The organism is Janthinobacterium sp. P210005 (genome assembly GCF_036231865.1).
Taxonomy (GTDB): domain Bacteria; phylum Pseudomonadota; class Gammaproteobacteria; order Burkholderiales; family Burkholderiaceae_D; genus Janthinobacterium; species Janthinobacterium kumbetense.
This window is the reverse complement of sequence record NZ_JAZARC010000002.1, coordinates 233,108-259,072: the sequence shown is the minus strand read 5'-3', so window position 1 is coordinate 259,072 and position 25,965 is coordinate 233,108. Positions and strand designations below refer to the sequence as shown.

General features: G+C 63.2%; 19 protein-coding genes and 1 pseudogene. 15 read left to right on the top strand and 5 right to left on the bottom strand.

Going from position 1 to position 25,965, the window contains the following annotated elements; translation table 11 throughout:
- Positions 1 to 57: 57 nt before the first annotated feature.
- The 4 genes from VPH40_RS11145 (at position 58) to VPH40_RS11130 (ending at position 5,080) form a co-directional block, all read left to right on the top strand.
- Complete coding sequence (locus tag VPH40_RS11145) at positions 58 to 2,154, top strand: cytochrome c biogenesis protein ResB (RefSeq protein ID WP_328573473.1); 2,097 nt, start codon at positions 58 to 60, stop codon at positions 2,152 to 2,154.
- 49 nt (positions 2,155 to 2,203) lie between these two features.
- Positions 2,204 to 3,355 (top strand): c-type cytochrome biogenesis protein CcsB, encoded by a 1,152-nt coding sequence (gene ccsB / locus VPH40_RS11140; RefSeq protein WP_034753239.1) that lies wholly within the window; start codon positions 2,204 to 2,206, stop codon positions 3,353 to 3,355.
- Positions 3,356 to 3,439: 84 nt separating this feature from the next.
- Complete coding sequence (gene msrP / locus VPH40_RS11135; RefSeq protein WP_289905788.1) at positions 3,440 to 4,417, top strand: protein-methionine-sulfoxide reductase catalytic subunit MsrP; 978 nt, start codon at positions 3,440 to 3,442, stop codon at positions 4,415 to 4,417.
- Positions 4,418 to 4,426: 9 nt separating this feature from the next.
- Entirely contained in the window at positions 4,427 to 5,080 is a 654-nt protein-coding gene (locus tag VPH40_RS11130) for a sulfite oxidase heme-binding subunit YedZ (RefSeq protein WP_328573472.1), read from the top strand.
- Here the strand turns inward: VPH40_RS11130 and lptM are convergent.
- A complete protein-coding gene (lptM, locus tag VPH40_RS11125; protein WP_141171477.1) occupies positions 5,077 to 5,259 on the bottom strand; it encodes an LPS translocon maturation chaperone LptM in 183 nt (60 codons plus the stop codon). The two genes, VPH40_RS11130 and lptM, sit on opposite strands and share 4 nt — an antisense overlap.
- 40 nt (positions 5,260 to 5,299) lie before the next feature.
- Between lptM and cyaY the strand changes: the two genes are divergently transcribed.
- Positions 5,300 to 5,629, top strand: a complete 330-nt coding sequence (cyaY, locus tag VPH40_RS11120; RefSeq protein WP_305056615.1) for an iron donor protein CyaY — start codon at positions 5,300 to 5,302, stop codon at positions 5,627 to 5,629.
- A gap of 66 nt (positions 5,630 to 5,695) precedes the next feature.
- Here cyaY and VPH40_RS11115 read toward each other — a convergent pair whose 3' ends face one another.
- Positions 5,696 to 8,041 carry a penicillin-binding protein 1A gene (locus tag VPH40_RS11115; protein ID WP_328573471.1) on the bottom strand — a complete coding sequence of 782 codons (2,346 nt, stop codon included), beginning with the start codon at positions 8,039 to 8,041 and terminating at the stop codon, positions 5,696 to 5,698.
- A 302-nt stretch (positions 8,042 to 8,343) separates the two neighbouring features.
- Here VPH40_RS11115 and pilM point away from each other — a divergent pair, with 302 nt between their 5' ends.
- From pilM to VPH40_RS11065, 10 genes and pseudogenes are all read left to right on the top strand, one after another.
- Positions 8,344 to 8,976 carry a pilus assembly protein PilM gene (pilM, locus tag VPH40_RS11110; RefSeq protein ID WP_328573470.1) on the top strand — a complete coding sequence of 211 codons (633 nt, stop codon included), beginning with the start codon at positions 8,344 to 8,346 and terminating at the stop codon, positions 8,974 to 8,976.
- Positions 8,973 to 9,521 (top strand): PilN domain-containing protein, encoded by a 549-nt coding sequence (locus tag VPH40_RS11105; protein ID WP_328573469.1) that lies wholly within the window; start codon positions 8,973 to 8,975, stop codon positions 9,519 to 9,521. Before pilM ends, VPH40_RS11105 begins: the two co-directional genes overlap by 4 nt.
- 15 nt (positions 9,522 to 9,536) lie before the next feature.
- A complete protein-coding gene (locus tag VPH40_RS11100) occupies positions 9,537 to 10,568 on the top strand; it encodes a pilus assembly protein PilP (RefSeq protein WP_328573468.1) in 1,032 nt (343 codons plus the stop codon).
- A gap of 92 nt (positions 10,569 to 10,660) precedes the next feature.
- Positions 10,661 to 11,986, top strand: a pseudogene (locus tag VPH40_RS11095) (type IV pilus secretin PilQ); the annotation flags it as partial.
- 112 nt (positions 11,987 to 12,098) lie between these two features.
- On the top strand, positions 12,099 to 14,309 hold the full coding sequence (locus tag VPH40_RS11090) for an Ig-like domain-containing protein (protein WP_328573467.1): 2,211 nt from the start codon (positions 12,099 to 12,101) through the stop codon (positions 14,307 to 14,309).
- Between the two features lie 102 nt (positions 14,310 to 14,411).
- A complete protein-coding gene (aroKB, locus tag VPH40_RS11085; protein ID WP_369811624.1) occupies positions 14,412 to 16,031 on the top strand; it encodes a bifunctional shikimate kinase/3-dehydroquinate synthase AroKB in 1,620 nt (539 codons plus the stop codon).
- Positions 15,991 to 17,169 (top strand): deoxyguanosinetriphosphate triphosphohydrolase, encoded by a 1,179-nt coding sequence (locus VPH40_RS11080; protein ID WP_442906637.1) that lies wholly within the window; start codon positions 15,991 to 15,993, stop codon positions 17,167 to 17,169. Before aroKB ends, VPH40_RS11080 begins: the two co-directional genes overlap by 41 nt.
- A gap of 145 nt (positions 17,170 to 17,314) precedes the next feature.
- On the top strand, positions 17,315 to 18,025 hold the full coding sequence (dsrO, locus tag VPH40_RS11075) for a sulfate reduction electron transfer complex DsrMKJOP subunit DsrO (RefSeq protein WP_077398882.1): 711 nt from the start codon (positions 17,315 to 17,317) through the stop codon (positions 18,023 to 18,025).
- A 3-nt stretch (positions 18,026 to 18,028) separates the two neighbouring features.
- The gene (gene nrfD / locus VPH40_RS11070) at positions 18,029 to 19,141 is read left to right on the top strand and encodes an NrfD/PsrC family molybdoenzyme membrane anchor subunit (RefSeq protein ID WP_328573465.1); all 1,113 of its coding nucleotides are present in this window, start codon (positions 18,029 to 18,031) and stop codon (positions 19,139 to 19,141) included.
- Positions 19,142 to 19,151: 10 nt separating this feature from the next.
- Positions 19,152 to 22,373, top strand: a complete 3,222-nt coding sequence (locus VPH40_RS11065) for a molybdopterin dinucleotide binding domain-containing protein (protein WP_328573464.1) — start codon at positions 19,152 to 19,154, stop codon at positions 22,371 to 22,373.
- On the opposite strand, the gene VPH40_RS11060 is transcribed toward VPH40_RS11065, so the two are convergent.
- From VPH40_RS11060 to mutY, 3 genes are read right to left on the bottom strand one after another with little or no spacing between them, the layout of a single operon-like run.
- Positions 22,370 to 22,993 carry a response regulator transcription factor gene (locus tag VPH40_RS11060; protein ID WP_328573463.1) on the bottom strand — a complete coding sequence of 208 codons (624 nt, stop codon included), beginning with the start codon at positions 22,991 to 22,993 and terminating at the stop codon, positions 22,370 to 22,372. The genes VPH40_RS11065 and VPH40_RS11060 overlap by 4 nt on opposite strands.
- The gene (locus tag VPH40_RS11055) at positions 22,990 to 24,783 is read right to left on the bottom strand and encodes a sensor histidine kinase (protein ID WP_328573462.1); all 1,794 of its coding nucleotides are present in this window, start codon (positions 24,781 to 24,783) and stop codon (positions 22,990 to 22,992) included. Before VPH40_RS11055 ends, VPH40_RS11060 begins: the two co-directional genes overlap by 4 nt.
- Positions 24,783 to 25,946, bottom strand: coding sequence for an A/G-specific adenine glycosylase (gene mutY / locus VPH40_RS11050; RefSeq protein WP_328573461.1), 1,164 nt, complete (start codon positions 25,944 to 25,946; stop codon positions 24,783 to 24,785). Before mutY ends, VPH40_RS11055 begins: the two co-directional genes overlap by 1 nt.
- Positions 25,947 to 25,965: the final 19 nt, after the last annotated feature.

The window sequence follows — 25,965 nt, the reverse complement described above, 5'->3', positions numbered from 1 at the left end:
TATCAGCTCCATGCCACATTTTCTTGAAGATTGCATATCCCGTATGAGTATCCACGTATGAGCACAGGCACGACCGGAATCGAGTTAAAGACCCAACGCCGCAGCCTGGCTGAATTCGTCGAGCTGGTCTCGTCGATGCGCTTTGCCATCAGCCTGCTGACCCTGATCGCCGTCGCCTCCATCATCGGCACCGTGCTCAAGCAAAACGAGCCCATGCCCAATTATGTCAACCAGTTCGGGCCGTTCTGGTTCACCGTTTTCGACAAGCTGAGCCTGTATTCCGTGTATTCGGCCTGGTGGTTCCTCGTGATCATGGGTTTCCTCGTCGCCTCGACCTCGCTGTGCATCGTGCGCAATGCGCCGAAGATGCTCAAGGACATGCGCAGCTGGCGCGACAATGTGCGCGAGCAATCGCTGCGCAATTTCCACCACAAGCTGGAATGGCAGGCGCCGCTGCCGCGCGCCGTGCTGGCGCAGCAGATGGTGATGCGCCTGAAAGACGCCGGCTACCGTGCCAAGGTGGTCGAGAAGGACAACGCCACCCTGGTGGCGGCCAAGCGGGGCGCCGCCAATAAATGGGGCTATATCTTTGCCCACGGCGCCATCGTCATCATCTGCGTGGGCGGCTTGCTCGACTCGGAAATGCCGATCCGCATACAGCAATGGTTCTTTGGCAAGACGCCGTTTGCCGGCAGCGGCGTGATCGCCGACATTCCCGCCCAGCACCGCCTGAGCCTGTCGAACCCCACGTTCCGCGGCAATACCATGATCCCGGAAGGCTCGTCGAGCAACACGGCCATCATTCCCCAGGCCGATGGCGTGCTGATCCAGGATTTGCCCATCACGATCTTGTTGAAGAAATTCCACATCGATTTTTACAGCACGGGCATGCCGAAGCTGTTTGCCAGCGACGTCGTCGTCACCGACCATGCGACGGGGGAAAGTTTCCCAGCAACCATCAAAGTCAACCAGCCGCTGCTGTACAAGGGCCTGGCCCTGTACCAGTCCAGCTTTGAGGATGGCGGCAGCAAGCTCAAGTTGACGGGTTATCCGATGACGGGCAAGACGACGAAACGCTTCGATATCGGCGGCGAAGTGGGCGGCAGCACGCCGCTCGAGCGCAGCGATGGTAATTCCTACACGGTGGAATGGTCGGGTTTCCGTCCCTTCAACGTGGAAAACCTCAGCGCCGGCCAGGATGTGCGCGCCGTCAACAAGGCGGAAAGTTTTAACGATAAATTCGCCGTCGGCCTGGACAAGCGCCTCGGTTCCGCCGCGAAGAACGCGAACAACAAGGATCTCAAGAACGTGGGCCCCTCGGTGCAATACAAATTGCGCGACAAGACGGGCCAGGCGCGCGAGTACCAGAACTATATGCAGCCGGTCGCCGTGGATGGCACGACGGTGTTCCTGGCCGGCATGCGCGTCAACCCCAGCGATCCGTTCAGCTATCTGCGCATTCCCGCCGATGACAATTACAGCGTGAACGAATGGATGCGCTTGCGTGCCGCGCTGCAGGATCCCGCGCTGCGCCAGCAAGCCGCCACGCGCTATGCGGCGCGCGCCATGCCGCAGGCGGGCGCGGAAGCCTTGCGCAGCCAGTTGCAGGAATCGGCGGCGAAGAGCCTGGGCATCTTTGCCGGCAATGGGCAAGAGGGCGGTTTCCTCGCCATTTCACGTTTCCTGGAGAAAATTCCTGCCGCCGAGCAAGAAAAAGCGGCCGATATCTTCATGAAGATCTTGAATGGCAGCCTGTGGGACTTGTGGCAGGCGGCGCGCGCCCAGGATGGCTTGAAGGCCATCGAGGCCGATGACAAGCACGGCCGCTTCCTGCAGCTGGCCACGAATGCACTGTCCGACAGCTTCTTCTATGGCGCGCCCGTGTATCTGCAACTCGACGACTTTACGGAAATCAAGGCGTCCGTGCTGCAAGTGACGCGGTCGCCAGGCAAGAGCGTCGTTTACCTCGGTTGCCTGTTCCTCGTGATCGGCGTATTTTCCATGTTTTATATCCGCGAGCGTCGCCTGTGGGTGTGGATCAAGGATGGCGAGGGCGGCAGCGAGGCCTTGATGGCCATGAGCACGCAACGCAAGACCCTGGATTTTGAAAAAGAATTTGAGAACTTGAAGGCAAAGCTGCCGCAATCGGCGTAAGCTGCGCTGTGTCCGGGACGCTTGCGCGTCGCCGGGAATGGAGAAAATGATGGAATTGGCAAACAAGCAAATATATACGCAGGAACCGGGATTTTTCAAGCGCCTGAGCCTGATCGATTGGTTGTACGGCGCCGGCTTGCTGGCAGCCTCCCTGTTCGGCCTGATGCGCTTTGGCGCCTTCATGGATATCTATGAAAAAGCCATCTTGCTGGCTGCGGCGCCCACGTTCGCGTGGCTGGGCTGGTACTGGAAGCCCGTGCGCTGGCTGATCCCCGTGGCAGCCGTGCTGTCGCTGTTCGCCATCGAGCTGTACGCCGGCCATCTGGAGATGGCGAATCAGAAATTCTTCCTGAAATACATCTTGTCGAGCCAGTCCGCCATCCTGTGGATGGGCACCCTGTTCGTGCTGTCGACCCTGTTCTACTGGATCGGCCTGGTGGCGCGCTCGGAATTCGGCTCGTCCGTCGGCTCCCTGCTGTGCTGGGCCGGCGTGGTGCTGGGCCTGACGGGCATGCTGGTGCGCTGGTACGAGTCTTACCTGATCGGCGCCGACGTGGGCCATATTCCCGTGTCGAACCTGTATGAAGTGTTCATCCTGTTTTCCTTGATCACGGCCATGTTCTACCTGTATTACGAGCAGCATTACGCGACGCGCCAACTGGGCGCCTTCGTCATGCTGGTCATTTCGGCGGCCGTCGTGTTCCTGATGTGGTACACGGTCACGCGCGACGCGGCCGAAATCCAGCCGCTGGTGCCGGCCCTGCAAAGCTGGTGGATGAAGATCCACGTGCCGGCCAACTTCATCGGCTACGGTACCTTCGCCCTGTCGGCCATGGTGGCGGCGGCCTACCTGCTCAAATCGAGCGGCTACCTGGTCGACCGCCTGCCGTCGCTGGAAGTGCTCGACGACGTGATGTACAAGGCCATTTCCGTGGGCTTCGCTTTCTTCACGGTAGCGACCATCCTGGGCGCCCTGTGGGCGGCCGAAGCATGGGGCGGCTACTGGTCGTGGGACCCGAAAGAAACGTGGGCGCTGATCGTCTGGCTCAACTATGCAGCCTGGCTGCACATGCGCCTGATGACAGGCTTGCGCGGCCGCGTCGCCTCGTGGTGGGCGCTGGTGGGCTTGCTGGTGACGACCTTTGCGTTTTTGGGGGTCAACATGTTCCTTTCCGGTTTGCATTCTTACGGCAAACTGTAATTGTTTTTTGCATGACAGAAGCGTCATGAACGGCCCGGGAAAACTGGTGTAAGGTACAAATAATCACCTTTTCCCGGAGCCGCCATGTTGATCAAGCGCAGTCCCAACGGCATTGAGTTGCCGTATTCTTCCGAAATCACGCCGCGCGCCGTGTTCGAATCGCGCCGCAGTTTCATCAAGCAAGTGGCGCTGGGCACGATGTCCAGCGCGGCCTTGCTGGAAATGGCCAGCCGCGAAGCCTTCGCGCAGGGCACCAATCCCAAGCTGGCTGCCAAACTGAATCCCGCCTATTCGGCGCTGGAAAAACAGACGGCCTATAAAGACGCCACCAGCTACAACAATTTCTACGAATTCGGCACGGACAAGAGCGATCCGGCGCAAAACGCGGGCACCCTGCGTACGCGTCCGTGGACGGTCAGCATCGAAGGCGAAGTCAAGAAACCCATGACCCTGGACCTGGACGCGCTGCTGAAGCTGGCGCCGCTGGAAGAGCGCGTCTACCGGCTGCGCTGCGTGGAAGGCTGGTCGATGGTGATCCCGTGGGTCGGTTATTCCTTCTCGGAAATCATCAAGAAGGTCGAACCGACGGGCAATGCCAAGTATGTGGAATTCATCACCCTGGCCGACAAGAAACAGATGCCGGGCGTGGGCAGCCGCGTGCTGCAATGGCCGTATACGGAAGGTTTGCGCATCGATGAAGCGAACCATCCGCTGGCGCTGCTGACCCTGGGCATGTATGGCGAAACCTTGCCGAACCAGAATGGCGCGCCCGTGCGCATGGTATTGCCGTGGAAATATGGTTTCAAGTCCGCCAAATCCATCGTCAAGATCCGTTTCGTCAAGGAACAGCCGCGCACGTCCTGGAATCTGTCGGCGCCGTCCGAATACGGTTTTTACTCGAATGTGAACCCGAACGTCGATCATCCGCGCTGGTCGCAGGCTTCCGAGCGGCGCATCGGCGAAGACGGCTTTCTCACGCGCAAGCGCAAGACCCTGATGTTCAATGGCTACAACGATGTCGCTTCCTTGTACGCGGGCATGGACCTGAAGAAGTTCTTTTAAGGAAAGACCATGGCCCTCAACCCCACGCCGAGACAATTGTCGCTATTCAAAAGCCTGATCTTCTTGCTGGCGCTGCTGCCGTTTGCCCGCATGGTCTGGCTGACGTACACGGGGCAACTGGTGGAGCCGCTGGAATTCATCACGCGCGGCACGGGCGACTGGACCCTGTATTTCCTGTGCATCAGCCTGGCGGTCACGCCCTTGCGGCGCTTCACGCAATGGAATTGGCTGATCAAGCTGCGGCGCATGCTGGGCCTGTTCGCGTTTTTCTACGCGACACTGCACTTCACCACCTTTTTATGGTTCGATCACTTTTTTGATGTACAGGAAATGTGGAAGGATGTACTCAAGCGGCCGTTCATCACCGTGGGTTTCATCGCTTTCGTACTGCTGATCCCGCTGGCCGTCACGAGCACGAACGGCATGGTGAAACGCCTGGGGGGTAAGTGCTGGCAGTGGCTGCACCGCTTGATCTACATCATCGCGCCGCTGGGCATCCTGCACTTCTGGTGGATGAAGGCGGGCAAGCACAATTTCGCGCAACCGACACTGTTCGGCTTCATCGTCGCGCTATTGCTGCTAATTCGCGTGTATTTCGCCTGGAGCAAGCGAGTCAAAAGCGCCAGGGCGGCCAAGGCAGCCACCCCGGTGCGTGCCGTTTAGGTGACTGGCACGATGACCGGTGGCGGCGGCACGGGCGCCGGTTCGACCGGGCCTTTTGCTGGCGCACCCTTGGCCGCGGGCGGCTTGGGCAGGTACAGGGGGCCGGGCTGGCCGCAGCCGGCCAGGACGCTAGAAACCACAATGGCGGTGCCGATATAAAACGCTGAGGATGACTTCACGATTAGAATCACGGTTTGATTAAGATCTTTGGAGTGTAGCATGAGCGAATCGGAATTCCTGGCCCTGGCCGAAGCCACCCTGACCCAGATCGAGGCGGCGCTGGACCGGCTGAACGATGAAGACGTGCTCGACGTCGAATGCAGCCGCAGCGGCAATGTGCTGGAAATCGAATTCATCGATAACGGCACGAAAATCATCGTCAACAGCCAGGCCCCCATGCGCGAGATGTGGGTAGCGGCCCGTTCCGGCGGCTTTCACTACAAGAGAGTTGGCGACGAGTGGCGCAACACGCGCGACGGCTCGGAACTGTTTGCGGCCCTGTCGGCCATGGCCAGCGAGCAGGCAGGCACGGCAGTCGTATTGACGTAATTGTCTTAGCCGTGCGTCATAAAAAAGGGCAGCCTCTTCAGGCTGCCCTTTTTGCATCAAACGATCTTAAAACAGTTCGTTCTTGACGGCTTCTTTCGCTTTTTCTTCCTCCGGCGTGCCGCGCGCCGCGCCTTCCAGGCTGCCTACGCCCGTGCCCGGCGGATTTTCCGCATAGTAATATTCGTCGCCCACGTGGATCAGGCCTTCCGGCACGGCGCGTTCCTCGACGGGAATGCTTTTCAGGGCTTTCGCCATGTAGCTGATCCAGATCGGCAAGGCCAGGCCGCCACCCGTTTCCCGGTTGCCCAGGTTGCGCGGCTGGTCGTAGCCGATCCAGGCGATGCCCACCAGCTTGGCCTGGTAGCCGGCGAACCAGGCGTCGATGGAATCGTTGGTCGTGCCCGTCTTGCCGGCCAGGTCGGGGCGCTTCAAGGCCATGGCTTTATTGGCCGTGCCGAAGCGCACGACGTCGTTGAGCATGCTGTTCATCATGAAGGCATTGCGCTCGTCGATGACGCGGTTGGCTTCCTCGCCCGCCAGGTCCGGCTTGGCTTGCGACAAGACATTGCCATCGCTATCGGTCACCTTGGCGATCAGGTACGGGTTGATCTTGTAGCCGCCATTGGCGAACACGGCATACGCGCCCGCCATCTGCAGCGGCGTCACGTTGCCGGCGCCCAGGGCCAGGGTCAGGTAGGGCGGGTTCTTGTCCGCGTCAAAGCCGAAGCGCGTCGCGTATTCCTGGCCATATTTGGCGCCGATCTTGTGCAGGATACGGATGGAAATCATGTTTTTCGATTTCATCAAGCCCTTGCGCATGGTCATCGGGCCATCGTACTTGCTGTCGTAGTTCTTCGGTTCCCACGCCTGGCCGCCCGTCTGGCCCGCGTCGAACGAGATCGGCGCATCGTTGATGATGGTGGCCGGCGACAGGCCCCGTTCCAGCGAAGCGGAATAGATGAAGGGCTTGAAGGCCGAACCGGGCTGGCGCCACGCCTGCGTGACGTGGTTGAACTTGTTGCGGTTGTAATCGAAGCCGCCCACCATGGCGCGGATGGCGCCGTCCGTGGTGCTGGCCGAGACGAACGCCGATTGCACTTCCGGCATCTGCGTCAAGACCCAGGTGTTGCCTTCCTGCATGACGCGGATCACGGCGCCGCGCTTGATGCGGCGGTTCGGCGCCGCTTTTTCCGACAGCCAGGCCGCGCCGAACGTCAGGCCGGGGCCGGTAATCGTGATTTCCTCGCCGGCCGAGGTGACTGCCTGCAACGATTTGGGCGACGCTTGCAGCACCATGGCGGCGATGATGTCGTCGCTGTCCGGATGGTCGGCGAGTTCCGTCTCGATCGCGTCATCGGCTTCGGCCTTGGTTTTTGGAATCTCGATATACGCTTCCGGGCCGCGGTAGCCGTGGCGTTTCTCGTAATCCATCACGCCCTTGCGCAAGGCGATGTAGGCGGCGTCCTGGTCGGCCTTGGTGATGGTGGTGTAGACGTTCAGGCCGCGCGTATAGGTATCTTCCTTGAATTGCTCGTAGACCAGCTGGCGCGCCATTTCCGACACATATTCCGCATGCACGCCAAAGGCGCTGCTGTCGGTTTTCACTTTCAGCTCTTCATTTTTCGCTTCTTCGTACTGCGCCGGCGTGATGTAGCCCAGCTGGGCCATGCGTTGCAGGATGTATTGCTGGCGCATGCGCGCGCGTTTCGGATTGACGACGGGGTTGTAGGCCGACGGCGCCTTCGGCAAGCCGGCCAGCATGGCCGCTTCCGCCACGGTGAGATCCTGGATGTTCTTGCCGAAATAGATTTGCGCGGCCGAGGCGAAGCCGTAGGCACGCTGTCCCAGATAAATCTGGTTCATATACACTTCGAGGATCTGATCCTTGCTGAGGTTTTTCTCGATCTTCCAGGCCAGCAAGACTTCATACGCCTTGCGTTTCAGGGTCTGTTCGCTGGACAGGAAGAAATTGCGCGCCACCTGCTGCGTGATGGTCGAGGCGCCTTGCTTGGCACCGCCCGTCAGGTTGTGCAGGGCCGCACGCGTGATGCCCAGGTAATCGACGCCGCCATGTTCATAGAAGCGGTCATCCTCGATGGCCAGCACGGCTTTCTTCATGACATCGGGAATATCCTTGATGTGCACCATGTTGCGCCGTTCCTCGCCGAACTCGCCGATCAGCACACTGTCGGACGTGAACACGCGCAGCGGCATCTTTGGCTTGTAATCGGTCAAGGTATCGAGCGCCGGCAGGTTCGGATACGCCATGGCCAGGCCAAAGACCACCAGCAAGACGCCGACGATGCCCAGGCCCAGCAGCGATACCAGGGCCATCAGCAGGAAACGTTTGGGTTTGCTGCCCTTGGTGGGCGGCTTCGAGCCAGCGGGGACAGCGGATTTTGAAGATGTCATGCGTCGTATGTCTTTCGGTTAATTATGCCGGCCAATTATAAGCGAGCTTGCCGGGGTGGCAGCGCGCCGTGGCGCTGGCCGGGGGAGAGTGTCGAAACTTGCCGATACTCTATATAAGCGTGTATTGGCCCGCTGGCAACCAGGATTTGGTAACAATTATTCTGCGCCAGATCACGGCCCGGCCAGATAGGCGTCGCGCGCCGCAGACTCCGGCCTGAAATCCATTTACAAGCCAGCGTCGCCGGGACTAGGCTGTCGGATGGCAGGAACCTCTCCCACGCTGACGTTTCTCTATGAAAAACATGTCCATCAGCAATTTTCTTGGCATCGGCTTGCTGGGCGTCGACATCGCGGACGATGCCGTGCGCGTGGTCGAGTTGAGGCGCCGGCGGGGAAGACTGTCGTGCCAGCATTGCGGCGCCGCCGCGCTGACGCCCGGCGTGATACTGGAAGGCAATGTCGAGGACATGGACGGCCTGGCCGATGCCTTGCGCCAGGCCCACCGCGACAGTGGCAGCGCTTGCACGCGGGTGGCGCTGGCCATGCCGGCCACGGCCCTGATCACGCATGCGATCCGCCTGCCGGCAGGATTGCCGGAGGAACAGCTGGAAATCCTCGTGGAACTGGAAGCGGCCCAATACATGCCGTTTGCGCTGGAAGACGCCAGCCTGGATTTTTTCATACTCGGCCCCGCGCCGCCGCTGGCTGGCGCAACAGGCAAGGAGGTTGACGTGCTGCTGGTGGCGGCGCGGCGCGCCAGCGTACAGCGCCGTCTCGATGCGGCCACGGCGGCGGGCTTGCAGGCCGTCGTCATGGATAGCGAGGCAATGGCCATGCAGGCGGCGCTCGCGCAGGGTGGCTGGCAAGCCCTGCCCGACGGTGGCGTGGCCTACCAGCTGGCCTGGGGCCTGGCTCTGCACCGGTACGCCCGATGACGGTCCGGGCGCAAGTGCAGCGCATCAACCTGTTGCCGTATCGCCCCGCGGCACGGCGCAGGCGTATTCAGCTGTTGCTGTGGCAACTGGCGGGCGGGGCGCTGCTGGGACTGCTGCTGGCCGTGGCGACGGGGGCCTGGCTGCGGTACCAGCTCGACGCGCAACTGCGCCGCCAGGAGGGTTGGCGTAGTGCCATGCAGCAAGTCGATGCCGTGCTTGTCGTTGGCCAACGGGTGCAGGGCGAGACGGCCGCGCTGCTGCTGCGCCAGCAAGCCATGGGCAGTTTGCAACAGCAACGCAATGCCTGGGTGCGCATGCTGGACGCGCTGGCGCGGGCGATGCCGGCTGGCGTAGCCTTGCACAGTGTGCGCCAGGAAACAGCGATGGTGCGCTTGCAGGGGCAGGCTGCGTCGCAGGACAAGGTCGCGGCATTGCTGCTGGGGCTAGAACAGGCGGCGCCCTGGTCCCGCCCGGAATTGGTGGAAGTGCGCGGCGCGGCCGATGGCGCCGTGGAATGGACGGTACGGCTGGCTTTGGCACCCTAGTCCTGGAGGTTGATCATGCTGAGCTTGAAGATCGCGTCGCTGTGGCCGCTACCCGCGCGCCTCGCTTGCGCCGCCCTGGCCGCGACGCTGGTGGCGGCCCTGCTGCACCTTGCGTGGCTGGATGGACTGTTTGCGGCCATGCAGGCGGGGCAAGACGAGGAGGTCCGCTTGCGTGCCGCGTATCTGTCGGCGCAAGCCAGGGCGCAGCAGTTGCCGCATTGGCGCGCACAGCAGCGCCAGGCCGGCGCCGAGCTGGCCTTGCTGGAACAGCAACTGCCCGACCAGCAGGCGATGGCGCTGCTGTTGACGCAGATTAATGCCGCAGGCCAGTCGCGCGGGCTGCAATTTTCCCTGTTCAAGCCCGGCGCGGCCCAGCCGCAAGCGCCGTATGTCGCCTTGCCGATCGCCATACAGTTGCGCGGCGGCTACCACGCCATGGGCGCGCTGCTGGCGGACCTGGCGCGCTTGCCGCGCATCGTCACGGTACATGGGCTGGCCTTGACCCTCGGCAAGGATCGTCTGTTGACCCTCGATGCCGTGCTGCACGCGTATCGCTTGCCCGCAGCGGGGGAGCGGGCGGCGCAAGAGGCCTTGGCGTCCAAGGCGGGTGCATCCGCTGCGGCATGGCGTCCGCTTGCCGTTGTCGCGCCGCAGCCGTACGCGGCTGCCGCCCTGGGCGATCCTTTTGGCGCCTTGCCGTTGGCCGGCGCGCCGGGGCAACGGGGCGCTGTGGCGGGGCCCGACCTGCGGCGCGTGCGCGAACCGCTGGAAAGCGTGGCTTTGCCGGCCATCAGCATGGTCGGCAGCGTGCAACAGGATGGGCGCCTGAGCGCGCTGCTGCTGGCGGGCCAGCGCGTGTACCGGGTGGCGGTGGGCCAGTATCTGGGGCAAGACCACGGCGTGGTGACGGATATCAGTGAACAGGCGCTGCAGTACCGTGAATTGCTGCGCGAGGCGGATGGTCCCTGGCGTGAGCGGCGCGGCAGCCTGGCCTTGCAGGCGGCGGGGGCGGCTGCGAAGGCCAGCCTGCCCGAGGCGGTGCCATGAGGCCGCACCGCATGCTGCTGGCCGCCATGCTGTGTCTGCACGTCAGCAGCCTTGCCCAGGAAGCCGTGGTGCACGTGTCGGCGCCGCGTTTATATGCCGGCGAGAAAATCTCCGTCGACTTCCAGAACGTGGGCGTGCGCGCGGCCCTGCACATCCTGGCCGATGCGTCGGGGCAAAATATCGTCGCCAGCGACAGCGTGGTGGGCAACGTGACCTTGCGCCTGCGCGACTTGCCGTGGGACCAGGCGCTTGACGTGCTGCTGCAGGCGAAAGGACTGGACATGCGGCGCAATGGCAACGTGCTGTGGATCGCGCCGCGCGAGGAAATGCTGGCGCGCGAAAAGCTGGAGCTCGAAACGCGCGCGCAGATCGCGGAACTGGAACCCTTGCAGTCAGCCATCTTCCAGCTCAATTACCAGAAGGCCGAAGCGTTCCGCACGGTGTTCGCCCTGGACGCGGGAGAAGGGCGCAGCCGCCTGCTGTCGCGCCGTGGCAGCGTGCTGATCGAGCCGCGCACGAATCAGCTGTTCGTCACCGACGTGCCGGCGCGCCTGGAGCAGATCCGTCAACTGATCGCCAAGACAGATATTGCCACGCGGCAGGTGATGATCGAGGCGCGCATCGTCGAGGCGAATGACAGTTTCAGCCGCAACCTGGGCGCGCGCCTGGGTTTTACGGACCAGCGCCTGGCGGCGGGCCAGGTGCCCGGATTTTCCCTGGGCGGCAGCGGGCGCCGCGCGGCCATCGGCGGCAGTTACCAGGGCGTGGGCGAGGCGACGGGGCAAACGGTGGCCGGCGCCGGCGCCTTCGTGCCGAACACGCAATTTGTCAACTTGCCGGCCGCCAGTATCAATGGCTTGCAGCCGGCCAGTTTCGCCCTGAGCCTGTTTTCGGCGGCCGCCAACCGTTTTCTGAACCTGGAATTGTCCGCGCTGGAAGCGGACGGCAGGGGCAAGATCATTTCCAGCCCCCGCGTGGTGACGGCCGACAAGGTGCTGGCGCTGATCGAACAGGGCATCGAGCTGCCGTACCAGGTGGCCACCAGCAGCGGCGCCACGTCGATCACCTTTCGCAAGGCGAACTTGCGCCTGGAAGTGACGCCGCAGATCACGCCGGACGGCAACGTGGTGCTGGAAGTGGACGTCAACAAGGATAGCGTGGGCCAGGAAACCCGCTCCGGCTTCGCCATCGACACCAAGCACGTGCGCACGCAAGTGATGGTGGAAGATGGCGGCACGGTGGTGCTAGGCGGCATTTATCAGCAATCCGAGCGGGGCACGGACAGCAAGGTGCCGCTGCTGGGCGACATCCCCGTACTTGGTGTTTTTTTCCGCAGCACGGGCCGCAGTCAAGAAAAAACCGAACTGATGGTGTTTATTACGCCGAAAATAGTGGCAGATCGGCCAGCAACACGTTAATGTCACATCTTTACGTTTAAGTAACAATGCACACGAAAGCGGACTGATGGCGACTATGCGGAATGTATCTTGGGGCAACACTTATTGGAGTCGGGTATCGAATTGGCTGGTCTTGCTGGCGCTGGGCACCTTGCTGGCCGCGTGTGGCGGCGGTGGCGGCGATCCGACCATCGATGGCGGCAGCAGTGGCGGCACGACGGGCGGCGTGGCCGCGGCGGTCAGCGTGACCTTGTATAACGGGGCGGGCCTGCCCAGCAATGCATTGAGCAGCACGACACCGTTGACGGCCAAGGCGCTTGTCAGCGACAAGAATGGTGCGCCCATCGGCAATGCGGTGGTCACGTTTTCAAGCGATGCCACGCTGGTATCGTTGTCGTCAACCAACGGCACGGCGTTGACCGACGCCAAGGGCTATGCCAGCATCACCGTCTCGGCCTTGAATGCGACGGTTACCGGTGCGGGCAAGCTGACGGCCACTGTTGCGGCAGGCACCGCCACGGTAAGCGGTGAGGCGAGCTATGACATCAAGGCGGCCCAGGCATCGGGCGCCAAAATGACGCTATCGCTGCTTAACGGCGGCAGCGCCAGTAACGCGCTGTCGAGCGCCGCGCCGCTGACGGCCAAGGCGTTGGTGACCGATTTGAACGGAAAACCGATCAGCGACGTGTTGGTGGCATTCTCGACTGACAATACCATGGCAGTGATGTCACCATCGGTAGGGACGGCACTGACCGATGCGACAGGTACGGCCAGCGTCACGCTGCGGCCATTCAGCCTGTCCGCCAGCGGCGCCGCCACGTTGCGGGCGACCACGACGGCCAATGGTGCCGTTGCCAGCAGCCAGATCAATTATGTGCTGGGAGCCACCGATCTGATAGCGAGTAACATGCAATTTTCGCCCGCCAGCATCCCGGCCTATGGCACCACCAACGTCACGGTTGATGTCATGGCTGGCACCAGCCTGTACACGGGATCAGGCCAGACGGTAAATTTCAGTTCGACTTGCGTGCAGGCCGGCAAGGCTAGCGTGACCAGCGGCGTGCCGGTAGTCAATGGCAAGGCCACAGCTGTTTTCCGTGACCTGGGTTGCAATGACTACGATATGGTCAATGCCACAGTCGCGGCTAGCGCTTCCATGTATCACGCGACGCTGCCGATCGGCCGCGTCGCGCCGGCATCGGTACAATTTTCCAGCGTCAGCCCGGTAGGTAAATCGATCGTGATTCAAGGGCAGGGCGGCATAGCGCGCACGGAAATGGCTACGCTCACTTTCCGCGTATTCGATACTTTCAACAAACCGCTGGTCGGCCAGGAAGTGACGTTTTCGTTGTTGAACGGCCCTGGCATGACGCTCAATAAAGTGAAAGACACCACGGATGCCAATGGTGACGTCATCACCACCGTGAGTTCCGGCACCACCCCGACCACCTTCCGCGTCAAGGCCAGCCTGGCCTCTGGCATTTCCACCTTGTCCGATTCCATCCTGGTAACGACGGGTTTGCCTGTGCAAACGGCGTTTTCGCTCAGCTCCGTCAAGTCCAGCGTGGAAGGCTGGTCGTATGACAGCCCCGTAGGCACCCCTGCCACGACCGTCACTATCTTGCTGGCAGACCAAGCGGGCAACCCTGTTCCTGACGGCACGCCGGTGGCATTTCAGAGCAATTTGGGCGCCATCGGCTCGTCCAGCATGGGCGGCTGCACCACCATGAACGGCGGCTGCTCGGTCGACTTCCGCAGCCAGAACCCGCGTGTGGCCACCAATCCACCTGTCACGCCCTGCAATGATGTCAGCAATGGCGGCACGGCCGACAGCCTGTGGCCCGGTCTTGCCACCATCTGCGCCAGCACTTCGGACGGCAGCAAGACGTTGTTCGCGAAGATCGCCATCTTCCTGAGCGGCAGCCGTCCCGAAAATGTCACGCTGTTCGATCAGTCGGCCCAGGTCAGCCTGGATCGCAGCACCTATGATCTTGGGAGCGTTTCAGCCGCTGCAGTGCGTCAATTCAGCTTGAGATTCAGCGATTTGCATCAAAACCCCATGCCTTCCGGGACCACGGTCGCGATCACGAATATGATCAATGGCGTTGGATCCATCACTCCGGACAGCATACAAAATATCTATCCGCACAACACGCTTGGCGTGGATGACCGTACCGGAGGCAACATTCAAGGTAACCAGGGAGGCCGGCATGCCGTTACAATTAACAGCCTGACGCCGACAAATTGTGTAGCGAATGTGGTCAGCACGTTTAATGTAACAGTGACGACGCCGCTGGGTAACGCCACCAGTTACCCGTTTAGACTGACATTCTCCTGTCCTTGACGTAAGGGGAAACGGGCGCCGTAGAGGCGGTGCCTGCTTATTTTCTGATTGATATAAAAAGTGTCCGAAATTTCCAACAGTAATATCTTTCTTGTCGGCCTCATGGGCGCAGGCAAAACCACGATCGGGCGCATTTTGGCCCGCAAGCTGGGCTTGCGCTTTGTCGATTCCGACCACGAAATCGAGGCACGCACGGGAGCGACCATCCCGTGGATCTTTGAAATCGAGGGCGAGGCCAGCTTTCGCCGGCGCGAGGCCGAGGTGATCCGTGACCTGAGCGCCCAGGAAGGCATCGTCATGGCCACAGGCGGCGGGGCCATCCTCAACGCCGACAGCCGCGCCTATCTGAAGGAGCGGGGCACGGTCGTCTACCTGCGTGCCAGCGTCAGCAACATCCTCGCGCGCACCAGCCACGACAAGAACCGCCCCCTGCTGCAGACGGCCGACCCGCGCCGCAAGCTGGAAGAATTGACGTCCCAGCGCGAGCCCCATTACATGGAAGTGGCCGACATTGTGATCGACACGGGCCGTCCTAACGTACAATCGATGGTTCAGACCATCCTGATGCAGCTGGCCAGCCTCGAATGCGAGGCCTCGCCCAACTGCGTCATTCATGCAGAGCCTTCGATGAACGAGCAATCCAAAATGTTGTTGAGCGTAGACCTCGACGAGCGCAGTTATCCGATCGCCATCGGTCCCGGCCTGCTGGCCGACGCCGACGCGCTGCTGCGCCATATCAGCGGCCACAAGGTGGCCATCGTCACCAATACCACCGTCGCCCCCCTGTACCTGGGCCGCCTGCAGGCGGCGCTGGCCAGCGATGGCCGCGAGGTGATCAGCATCGTCCTGCCGGACGGCGAAGAATATAAAAACTGGGCCAGCCTGATGCAGATCTTCGACGCGCTGCTGGCCAACAAGTGCGACCGCAAGACCACCCTGGTGGCGCTGGGCGGCGGCGTGATCGGCGACCTGACCGGCTATGCGGCCGCCAGCTACATGCGCGGCATCGGCTTCGTGCAGGTGCCCACCACCCTGCTGGCGCAGGTCGATTCCTCCGTTGGCGGCAAGACGGGCATCAACCACCCGCTGGGCAAGAACATGATCGGCGCCTTCTACCAGCCGCGCGCCGTGATCGCCGACACCTCGACCCTGGAAACCCTGCCGGCGCGCGAGCTGTCGGCCGGCCTGGCCGAAGTGATCAAGCATGGCGCCATCATCGACGCGGCATTCTTCGACTGGATCGAGGCGAACATGGCCAAGCTGATGGCGCGCGACAAGGGCGCCCTGGCCTATGCCATCGCCCGCTCGTGCGAAATCAAGGCCGACGTGGTGCGCCAGGACGAGCGCGAAGGCGGCTTGCGCGCCATCCTGAATTTCGGCCACACCTTCGGCCACGCCATCGAGGCGGGCCTGGGCTACGGCCACTGGCTGCACGGCGAAGCCGTCGGCTGCGGCATGGTGATGGCGGCCGACCTGTCGTGCCGCATGGGCTATATCGACCAGGCGGCCGTGGAGCGCGTGCGCGCGCTGGTCGCCGCCGCCGGCTTGCCGGTGAAGGCGCCGGACCTCGGCGTCGAGCGCTGGCTGGAACTGATGGAAGTGGACAAGAAGAACGAGGGCGGCGCCATCAAGTTCATCCTGTTGCAACCCTTGGGCAGCCCGAACATCACGTCCGCACCGCATGAACTGGTGCTGGCCACCCTGGCCGCCGGAGTGCAATAACATGCTGCCCGAAGACTTCCTCGCCCCGTACGCAGCCCATTCGGCACAGGGGCAGGGACGTCGCTTTGCCGAGGCGCCGCACGCCTCGCGCAGCCAGTTCCAGCGCGACCGCGACCGCATCATCCATTCATCGGCTTTCCGCCGCCTCGAGTACAAGACCCAGGTGTTCCTCAATCACGAGGGAGATTTGTTCCGCACCCGCCTGACGCACAGCCTGGAAGTGGCGCAGGTGGGCCGCTCCATCGCGCGCAACCTGCGCCTGAACGAAGACCTGGTGGAAGCCATCGCGCTCGCGCATGACCTGGGCCACACGCCATTCGGCCACGTGGGCCAGGACGTGCTCAACGAATGCATGCAGGCGCACGGCGGCTTCGAGCACAACCTGCAAAGCCTGCGCGTGGTCGACACCCTGGAAGAGCACTACGGCGCCTTCGATGGCTTGAACCTGATGTTCGAGACGCGAGAAGGCATCTTGAAACACTGCTCGCTGACGCATGCGCGCGAACTGGGCCCCGTGGCCCAGCGCTTCATCGATCGCACGCAACCGACCCTGGAAGCGCAGCTGACCAACCTGGCCGATGAAATCGCCTACAACAGCCACGATATCGACGACGGCCTGCGTTCCGGCCTGATTACCATCGCCCAGCTGGAAGAGGTGGAATTCTTCGGCCGCCTGTGGCGCGACGTGCAGCAGGCGTTTCCCGGCCTGTCGGGCCGGCGCGCCATCTACGAAACCTTGCGCCGCCTGATCACGGCCCTGGCCGACGATCTGATCGTCACGTCGACTTCCCTGATTGCGGACGCCGCTCCGCGCGACGTCAGCGAAGTGCGCGCCAGTCCCCCGCTGATCCGTTTTTCGGACGCCATGCGCAAGGATGCGACGGAGCTCAAGCGGTTCCTGCGCGCGAACCTGTACCGCCACTACCAGGTCAACCGCATGCGCGTGAAGGCGAGCCGCATCGTGCGCGAACTGTACGACAGCTTCATGGCCGAACCGGCCCTGCTGCCGCCCGACTATCAACTCAGGGATGGCGACGTCACGCAGCAGGCGCGCAAGATCGCCGACTACATCGCCGGCATGACGGACCGCTACGCGATCCGCGAGCACCGCAGGCTGTATTCGCTCGACGAGTTGTAAGCGCATTACCCCCATTCCTCTCCTCTGTCAATTGGCATGATCATCTAGGTCCCCACCCGATCATCCCAATACCCCCGTAGCGCCTTCTTTTCTATCATGGCAGCAAGTCAACAAGGGCTTGCCGCCCATAGTCAAGGAGAGTGTCATGATTGAATCGCGCCGCAGTTTCTTGCGCGCCTTGCCAGCCGTAACCATCGGGGCGGCCATCGCGCCGCTGCCAGGCAAGGCGGCCACCAAGGGCGAAGGCGGCCAGCGTTGGGCGATGGTGGTCGATGTGCAGAAATGCATCGGCTGCCAGGCTTGCACGGTCTCCTGCATCATGGAAAACGCCGTGCCGGAAAACAGCTTCCGCACCGTCGTCTCGACCTATGAAGTCAAGGAAGAGAACCGCTGCGGCACCTACATGCTGCCGCGCCTGTGCAACCACTGCGCCAATCCCCCTTGCATTCCCGTCTGTCCCGTCGGCGCCACGTTCCAGCGCAAGGATGGCGTCGTCGTCGTCGATGGCGACCGCTGCGTGGGCTGCGCCTACTGCGTGCAAGCCTGCCCGTATGACGCGCGCTTCATCAACCACGAAACGGGCAAGGCCGACAAATGCACGTTCTGCGCGCACCGGGTCGATGAAGGCTTGCTGCCTGCCTGCGTGGAAACCTGCGTGGGCGGCGCGCGTATCTTCGGCGACCTGAATGACCCGGACAGCGTGGTGCACCAGCTGCTGACCGAGAACAAGGTGAAGGTGCTGAAACCCGAGCAGGGCACCCAGCCCCACGTGTTTTACCTGGGACTGGACACGCGCTTCGCCGGCCACGTCGAGGGCGAAGCGACTCTTTGGCAACCGAGCAAACACGGGAAATAAACCATGGACAGCCACATCACCGAAATTCTCAACGTCACGCGCGAAGCGGCATGGCTGCCGTGGGCGGTGCAGTATTTTTTCCTCATCGGCCTCAGTTATGGCAGTTTCATGCTGACGCTGCCGTACTTCGTCTTTGGCCGCAAGGCGTATGAACGCCTGGGACGCATCGCGCTGCTGGCATCCCTCGTCTGCGGCATGACGGCGCCCGTGGCGCTGCTGGCCGACTTGCACGGGCCGGGCCGCTTCTACCATTTCTATATTTACTTCCAGCCGCAGTCGTGGATGTCGTGGGGCTCGTTCTTCATCCCCCTGTATCTGGGCTGTTTGATGCTGTACGCGTGGCTGGCGCTGCGCGTGGACTTCGCCACACGGGGACAGGGCCAGGACCGCCTGGCCTTCGCCTACCGTTTGCTGGGGCGCGGCGGCGCCGCATCCTTGCGGGCCATTCGCGTCGCCGCTGCCTTCACCTTGTTGGCCGCCTTCGTCGTGGGCCTGTACACGGGCATGGAAGTGATGGTGGTGCGTGCCCGTCCCCTGTGGTTCACGCCTTTCCTTCCGGCGCAATTTGCCGCCACGGCCTTCGTGGGGGCCGTTGGCCTGGCGCTGCTGTTCAACCGCTGCCTGCCGGGCCGCGACCAGGCGCTGGAAGTGTCCCTGAACCGCGCGCTGGCCCTGTCGCTGGCGCTGGTGCTGGCCTTGGGCGGCGGCTGGCTGTTCGTGAGTCTCTCCGGCGTCAGCGCCAGCCACAGCATGGCGTTCACCCAGGTGGCCGGCATGCCGCAATGGCAGTTCACGGCTGCCTGGGCCGTGCTGTCGTCCATCGTGCCGATGGTGCTGGCCATCTGGCGCCCGGCCACGAGTGGCCTCGTCAACGGCCTGATTGCGCTGCACAGCGCCTGGATGATGCGCTGGACGATTTTCATCGGCGGCCAGACGATCCCGAAGACGGGCGCGGGCCTGTACGACTACCACCTGCCGATGGGGAACGATGGCTTGATGGGGATCATCGGCACGGCCGGCCTGTGGATCGCGCTGCTGTTGCTGATGCTGGAATTTTTGCCATGGGCGGGACGCGTCGTCGCTACGCGCAGCCGTCCCGCCATGGCCACGCACTGAGGAGTTAACGATGAACGATCAAGTACACCACAACGCAGACAACGGCGCGCCTGAAGACGAGCACGAAAAGCGCCGCAAGCTGCTGCGCTACGGCGCCATCGGCGGCGGCCTGGCCGCGTTTGCCGCCAGCTTTTCCACCACGGCCGGCCGCATGGTCGACCACGCGCTGGGCAAGGATAAGCCCGTGCAGAAACTGCACGGCAATTCCCTGCCGCCCGAGTTTTCCGTCGATACGGCCACGGGCAAGCTGACGGTCAATCCCGACCAGCAAGTGAGCTACACCATGTGCATGGGCTGCACCACGTTTTGCGGCGTGCGCGTGCGCCTGGATAAAAAGAGCGGCAAGGTGCTGCGCGTGGCGGGCAATCCCTACAGCCCCCTGTCGGCCGACCCGGCGCTGCCGTATCAAACCTCGATCCGCGACAGCTTTGTGTCGCTGTCGCGCTTCCAGGAAAAGGGGCTGAAGGGCCGTTCGACGGCTTGCGGCCGCGGCAACGGCGTGCTGGAACAGATGGAGTCGCCGTTCCGCGTACTGGCGCCCATGAAGCGCGTGGGACCGCGCGGCGGCGGCCAGTGGGAACCGATCGCCTTCGACCAGTTGGTGAAGGAAGTGACGGAAGGCGGCGACCTGTTTGGCGAAGGCCACGTGCAGGGGCTGCGCGCCTTGCGCGAGCTTGAAAAACCGATCGATCCGACGCAGCCGGAACTGGGCCCGCAAGTGAACCAGGTGGGCCTGATGTGCAGTACCGACGATGGCCGCCTGGCGTTCGGCACGCGCTTTTTCAAGCAGTCGTACGGCAGTTTGAACCTGGTCAACCACGGTTCGTATTGTGGCGGCGCCTACCGCAGCGGCTCGGGTGCCATGTTCGGCGACATGAAGAAGATGCCGCACGCGAAAGTGGACCTGGAAAATACGGAATTTTGCATTTTCGTCGGCACGGCGCCGGGCAATGCGGGCAACCCGTTCAAGCGCCAGGGCACGCTGATCGCGAAAGCAAGGTCGGGCAAGCGCGAATTCAGCTACGTCGTCGTCGACCCCGTGCTGACGAATGCGGACAGCCTGGCTGCGGGCGACCGCAGCCGCTGGGTACCGATCAAGCCGGGCACGGATGGCGCGCTGGCCATGGGCATGATCCGCTGGATCATCGAGCACGAACGCTATGACCGCAACTTCCTCGTGCAACCGAACCTGAAGGTGGCGGAAGCGGCGGGCGAGGCCGCCTGGTGCAATGCCACGCATTTGATCATCAACGAGAAGGGCCATCCACGCGATGGCCGCTACCTGCGCGCGTCGGATATGGGCGCGGTGGAGTTGTCGGAAGAAGAGCGCTACAAGGATGGCGACGCCTTTTGCGTGATCGACTTCGCCACGCAAGCGATCGTGCCACACAATGCCGCCAAGGATGAGGCGCGCCTGTTCTTCGACGGCCCGCTGGACGTGGCGGGTGCACCACTGCACCTGAAGACGGCCATGACGATGCTCAACGAGGAAGCGCAGCGCCACAGCATGGATGAATACGCGGCGGCCTGCGGCATTTCACGCGACATCATCGAAGGCCTGGCGCAGGAACTCACCAGTCATGGCAAGCGCGCCGCCGTCAATGCGCACGGCGGCATGATGTCGGGTGCGGGATTCTATAACGCGTATGCGCTGGTCATGCTCAATACCCTGATCGGTAACCTGAATCGCAAGGGCGGCACCCTGGTCAACGGCGGCAGCTTCAAGGATGCGGGACCCGGTCCGCGCTATAACCTCGAGAGTTTCGATGGCGAGATCAAGGCGGCCGGCATGCCGATCGGGCGCAATGTGCCGTATGAAAAAACCTCGGAATTCAAGCTGAAGAAAGAAGCGGGCAAGGCGTATCCGGCGAAGGCGCCGTGGTATCCGAATGCGCCCGCGCTGGCCACCGAGTGGCTGACCAGCGCCATGAACGGCTACCCGTACACCCTGAAGGCGCTGATTCTGTGGAGCTGCAATCCCGTCTACGGCATCACGGGCTTGCGCGCGCAGATCGGCAAGGAGCTGGCCGATCCGAAGAAGATTCCCCTGATCGTCGCCATCGACCCCTTCATCAATGAAAGCTCGGCGTTTGCCGACTACCTGCTGCCCGATACCTTGCTGTATGAAAGCTGGGGCTGGGCTGGCGCCTGGGGCGGCATGCCAGTCAAAATGAGCACGGCGCGCTGGCCCGTGGTCGAACCGCGCGTGCAAAAGACGCCGGACGGCCAGACCATCTGCATGGAATCGTTCTTCATCGCGCTGGCGAAAACGATGGACTTGCCCGGTTTCGGTCCGGAAGCCTTGCAAGACATGGATGGCCAGCGCTTCCCCTTGCAGCGCGCGGAAGACTGGTATCTGCGGGGCGGCGCCAACATCGCCTGGCAAGGGAAAACGTCCGTGCCAGAAGCTAGCGACGACGATATCGAACTGTCCGGCGTGGCGCGCATCCGCCCCGAACTGGAGCGCACCTTGAAGCCGGAAGAGTGGCGCAAGGTGGCCTTCATGCTGGCGCGGGGAGGGCGCTACCAGAGCTATGGCGAGATGTTCGGCCTGCGCCTGCCGCCACCGGCGAATCCCAAGGCGCCGGCAGCTCCTGCACCCGTGATCGACGAGACGCCGTATCCGGAGGACTGGTCCACACACCGCTATCTGAAACCGATGATGCTGTACAACGAGGGCCTGGGCGTGAGCAAGAACAGCTTGAGCGGCAAGCGTTTCCCCGGCACGCCCGCGTGGCGAGTGGCGGCGTTTGCCGACGGTACGTCCGTGCGCAAAACCTATCCGGCCAGCGAGTGGCCGTTCGAGTTGATCAGCTTTAAATCGGCGCTGCAGAATTCCTACAGCATCGGTGCGCGGCGCTTGCGCGGCATCCATCCGGACAACCCGGTCGCCGTGCATCCCGACGATGCAGCCCGCTTGAAGCTGGAAAATGGCGATGCCATTTACCTGGAAACGCCTGGCGGCAGGGCCAGGGCCACGGTGATGCTGCGCCATGGCGTGCAGCGGGGCGTGATCGCCGTCGAACACGGTTTCGGCCACAAGGAGCACGGTGCGCGCGCCCACCGTATCGGCAAGCTGCGCCAGCCAGATGAGCCGGCCATCGGCGCGGGCATCAACCTGAATGACCTGGGATTGACGGACCCGAGCCGCGGCGACAAGAACGTGTTTGTCGATCCCGTCTCGGGCACGTCGGTGCGGCAGGGGCTGCCGGCGCGTATCGTGCGGGCTTAAATCTCGCCGCTGGCCATCAGCAGCCGGGCTACCTCGGCTGCTGAATGCAACCCCAGTTTTTCCATCGTGTTATGGCGGTGCACCTGCACCGTCTTGTCGCTGATGCCCAGTTCGCGGGCGATGACTTTCGAGGCTTTGCCTTCGGCCATCAGCAATGCCACCTCGCGCTCGCGCGCGGTGAGCCTGGCCAGCGTCGATTGCGCCGTATTCGCGCTGGCGGCGCTGCGGCTTTCTTCCACGCTGCGGGCCACGGCCCGGCTGACGGCGTCCAGCAGCACCTGGTCCTTGCACGGCTTCTCCAGGAAATCGCAGGCGCCCGCCTTCATCGTCTGCACGGCCATGGCCAGGTCGCCGTGACCGCTGAGGAAAATCACTGGCAGGGAGATGGCGTGCCCGGTCCTGTTGTTCAACTCCTGTTGCAGTTCCAGTCCGCTCATCAAAGGCATGCGCACGTCGAGCAGCAGGCAGCCGGGCACATGGCCAGCGTAGCGCTGCAGGAAGTCGCGCGCCGACTCGAACGTCTCGACCTTCCAGCCCGCCGAATCGAACAGATAGGCCAGCGAGCGGCGCATGGCGGCGTCGTCGTCGACGACAAAGATGATCGCATCGCTTTCATTCATGGTGTTTCCTTGTTGGCTCCCAGGCCGGTATCTTCGGGCAGGCGGAACCAGACCGTCAAGCCTGGTGCATCGGCGTTGGCGTGCGCCGACAGGCTGCCGCCGAACGATTCGATGATGCTTTTGCTGAGCGACATGCCCAGGCCCAGGCCTTCGGCCTTGGTGGTAAAGAAGGGTTCGAACAGGCGCGCCATCTGCGCCGCTTCCAGGCCGCAGCCGGCGTCGCGCACGGCCACCGTGCAGGCGCCGTTTTCGCGGTGCAGCAGCACGCCGATGGGGTGCTGCGGATTGCCGTTTTCCAGCTGCGCATCGAGCGCATTTTTCAGTAAATTGAGCAGCACCTGCTGCACTTGCTGCGGGTCGGCCAGCACGCGCGGTGCCGCGCTGACCGCCTCGTGGCGCCAGCTGATATTGGCTTGCGGATGGGCTGCGCGGAACAGGGCCACGGCTTGCTCCACGGCGTCGGCCAGGGCGAAGGCCGTGCTGTGCGCGGGACGCTTTTGCGCCATCGCGCGAATGTGACGGATGATGGCGCCCGCGCGTTCGCTTTGCGTGGCGATTTCCTGCGCGCCGTCGAGCAGGGGCGCCGCATCGAGCCGACCCGCTGTGATGCGGCGCGCCATGCCGCGCGCGAAATTGCCGATGGCGGCCAGCGGCTGGTTCAATTCATGCGCGATGGCGCTGGCCATTTCGCCCAGAATCGCCAGGCGCGCCGTGTGGTCTAGCGTGGCCTGGCGCTGGCGCGCCTGCTCTTCCAGCGCGCGCTGCTGGTGCTGGGCGGCGCGTAGTTGCTCCGTGCGCCGGCTGACCAGGTATTCCACGCGCACCGTGTGCACGGCCCAGGCCACCAGCAGGGCCAGCACCAGCAGCATCCAGCCCCAGTAGCGGCGCAGCGCCGTCTCGAACGTCAGCTTGTCCAGGTAGGCGTAGGGACCGATGCGCAGGTCGCGGAACAGCTCATCGACGATTTGGTAATCGCTGGGTACCGTCCAGCTGTAGCCTTCGTCGGTGCGCGGCATGGCCAGCAGGGCTTGCGCCACTTTTTTTGCCAGCGCGGGCGGCGTCTGGCGCAGGGCCACGAAGGGCCAGTCCGGATACAGCCGCGACGAGCTGGCACAGCGAAAACCGGGAATCGGGCGCGTGGTGATCACGCGCAGTTCCTCGGCGCGCACTTCGCCGCGCGCGACCATCTGTTCGAGCAGGCAGGTGCGCACGATGCCCGCATCCATGCGCCCCGCACGCACGGCGTCGATGATCTGCTGCGACGGAAAACCGCTATAGCGCAGGCTGGCAAAATCATGCGTGGGATCGATGCCCGCTTCGCGCAGTTCGCGCGCGGCGATCTGGTAGCCGCCAAAAGCGTCGGGCGCCACGGCCATCACGTTCTTGCCAGCCAGGTCGGCCAGGTCATGCAGTGGCGACGCGCTGCGCACGACGATGGCCGAGCCGATGGCCTGGCGCGGCGACTCCGTCCATGGCGATTCCAGGGTGGCGATACGGCTGGCGCCATCGCTGTGCTCGAGCGCCACGTAATGGCCGCTGCTGGTGATGGCAAAGGCGATCGATTGCGACTGCACGGCGCGCGTCAGGCCCGCCTGGTCGTAGTCGGCCAGGGTGAAACGGATGCCGGGAATGCTCGCTTGCAGGTGGCGCGTCACGTACGACCAGTCCTGCTGCACGGCGTCGCCGCCCTTGTAGGCCAGTACGCCAATTCTTACCTCGGGCAGGTCGTTCGCCGCGTGGGCGCCGTGCAGACACAGCGCCGCCAGCGCGAGCAGTAAAAAATGCCGCACTAGAACATGCTGCGTTGCGCCGCGCGCGCATCGCCGAACAGGTCCAGCAGCAGTTTCTTGATGGGGGCGGGCAGCGGCGCGTCCGCGATTTTCGCGCCGTCATACCAGACGTGCGTCGCTTCCCCGGCCAGCGCCAGGCGGCGCGCCAGGGTGATGCGGCAGGGAGCGATGTGCAGTTTGTAGTGGGTAAACACGTGTACGATGGGCAGCAGCCGTTCCTGCGTTTCGATTGCGCCAAACGGCGCCACGGCGCGCGTCAGCGCATCCTGATCGATGTCGCGCGGACAGTCTTCGCCGGCCAGCACGTGGCCATCGAGTTCCGGCAGCGACAGCAAGCCGCCCCAGATGCCGGAACCTGGGCGCTGCTCCAGCAGCACCTGGCCATCGTCGATGATGACCAGCATGACGGCGTGTTTTTCCGGGCTGGTTTTCTTCGGTTTGCGCACCGGCAGATCCTTGGTGCGGCCCGTAGCGTAGGCCACGCAGCGCGGCTGCAGCGGGCAGCGGCCGCAATCGGGGCTGCTGCGCGTGCACAGGGTGGCGCCGAAGTCCATCAGGCCCTGCGTGTAGGCTTCGATACCTGTCTCCGGCAGCAGCGCTTCGGCACGGCGCCACATGGCTTCCTCGACCCGTTTTTCGCCGGGATAGGCATCGATGCCGAAGGTGCGCGCGAAGACGCGTTTGACGTTGCCGTCCATGATGGCTGCGCGTGTGCCGCTGGAGAACGCGGAGATGGCGGCCGCCGTCGAGCGGCCGATGCCGGGCAGGTCGGCCAGCAAGGCCGGGTCGCTGGGGAAGACGCCGTCGTATTCGGCCACCACGCGCTGCGCGCACTTGTGCAGGTTGCGCGCCCGCGTGTAGTAACCGAGGCCGCTCCACTGCGCCATCACGTCTTCCACCGGGGCGCTGGCCAGATCGCGCAGGGTAGGGAAGCGTTCGAGGAAGCGCGCATAGTAGCCGAGTACCGCGGTGACCTGCGTTTGCTGCAGCATGATTTCGGACAGCCAGATCAGGTAGGCGTCGCGCGTGTTTTGCCACGGCAGCGCATGGCGGCCATGCTGCTTTTGCCAGGCGATGACGGTGGCGGAAAAAGTCGGGTCGATATAATCTTCAATGGGGGCCACGCCCGTGGCGGGCGAGAGCGGATGCAGCAGACGTTTCATGCAGGGTTCCAGTATCTTG

Excerpts from the sequence above, each read along its gene's own strand:
- VPH40_RS11145 (WP_328573473.1), top strand. The coding sequence starts at position 58 with ATGAGCACAGGCACGACCGGAATCGAGTTAAAGACCCAACGCCGCAGC.
- ccsB (WP_034753239.1), top strand. The coding sequence starts at position 2,204 with ATGGAATTGGCAAACAAGCAAATATATACGCAGGAACCGGGATTTTTC.
- msrP (WP_289905788.1), top strand. The coding sequence starts at position 3,440 with ATGTTGATCAAGCGCAGTCCCAACGGCATTGAGTTGCCGTATTCTTCC.
- VPH40_RS11130 (WP_328573472.1), top strand. The coding sequence starts at position 4,427 with ATGGCCCTCAACCCCACGCCGAGACAATTGTCGCTATTCAAAAGCCTG.
- cyaY (WP_305056615.1), top strand. The coding sequence starts at position 5,300 with ATGAGCGAATCGGAATTCCTGGCCCTGGCCGAAGCCACCCTGACCCAG.
- VPH40_RS11115 (WP_328573471.1), bottom strand. The coding sequence starts at position 8,041 with ATGACATCTTCAAAATCCGCTGTCCCCGCTGGCTCGAAGCCGCCCACC.
- pilM (WP_328573470.1), top strand. The coding sequence starts at position 8,344 with ATGTCCATCAGCAATTTTCTTGGCATCGGCTTGCTGGGCGTCGACATC.
- VPH40_RS11105 (WP_328573469.1), top strand. The coding sequence starts at position 8,973 with ATGACGGTCCGGGCGCAAGTGCAGCGCATCAACCTGTTGCCGTATCGC.
- VPH40_RS11100 (WP_328573468.1), top strand. The coding sequence starts at position 9,537 with ATGCTGAGCTTGAAGATCGCGTCGCTGTGGCCGCTACCCGCGCGCCTC.
- aroKB (WP_369811624.1), top strand. The coding sequence starts at position 14,412 with ATGGGCGCAGGCAAAACCACGATCGGGCGCATTTTGGCCCGCAAGCTG.
- VPH40_RS11080 (WP_442906637.1), top strand. The coding sequence starts at position 15,991 with ATGAACTGGTGCTGGCCACCCTGGCCGCCGGAGTGCAATAACATGCTG.
- dsrO (WP_077398882.1), top strand. The coding sequence starts at position 17,315 with ATGATTGAATCGCGCCGCAGTTTCTTGCGCGCCTTGCCAGCCGTAACC.
- nrfD (WP_328573465.1), top strand. The coding sequence starts at position 18,029 with ATGGACAGCCACATCACCGAAATTCTCAACGTCACGCGCGAAGCGGCA.
- VPH40_RS11065 (WP_328573464.1), top strand. The coding sequence starts at position 19,152 with ATGAACGATCAAGTACACCACAACGCAGACAACGGCGCGCCTGAAGAC.
- VPH40_RS11060 (WP_328573463.1), bottom strand. The coding sequence starts at position 22,993 with ATGAATGAAAGCGATGCGATCATCTTTGTCGTCGACGACGACGCCGCC.
- mutY (WP_328573461.1), bottom strand. The coding sequence starts at position 25,946 with ATGAAACGTCTGCTGCATCCGCTCTCGCCCGCCACGGGCGTGGCCCCC.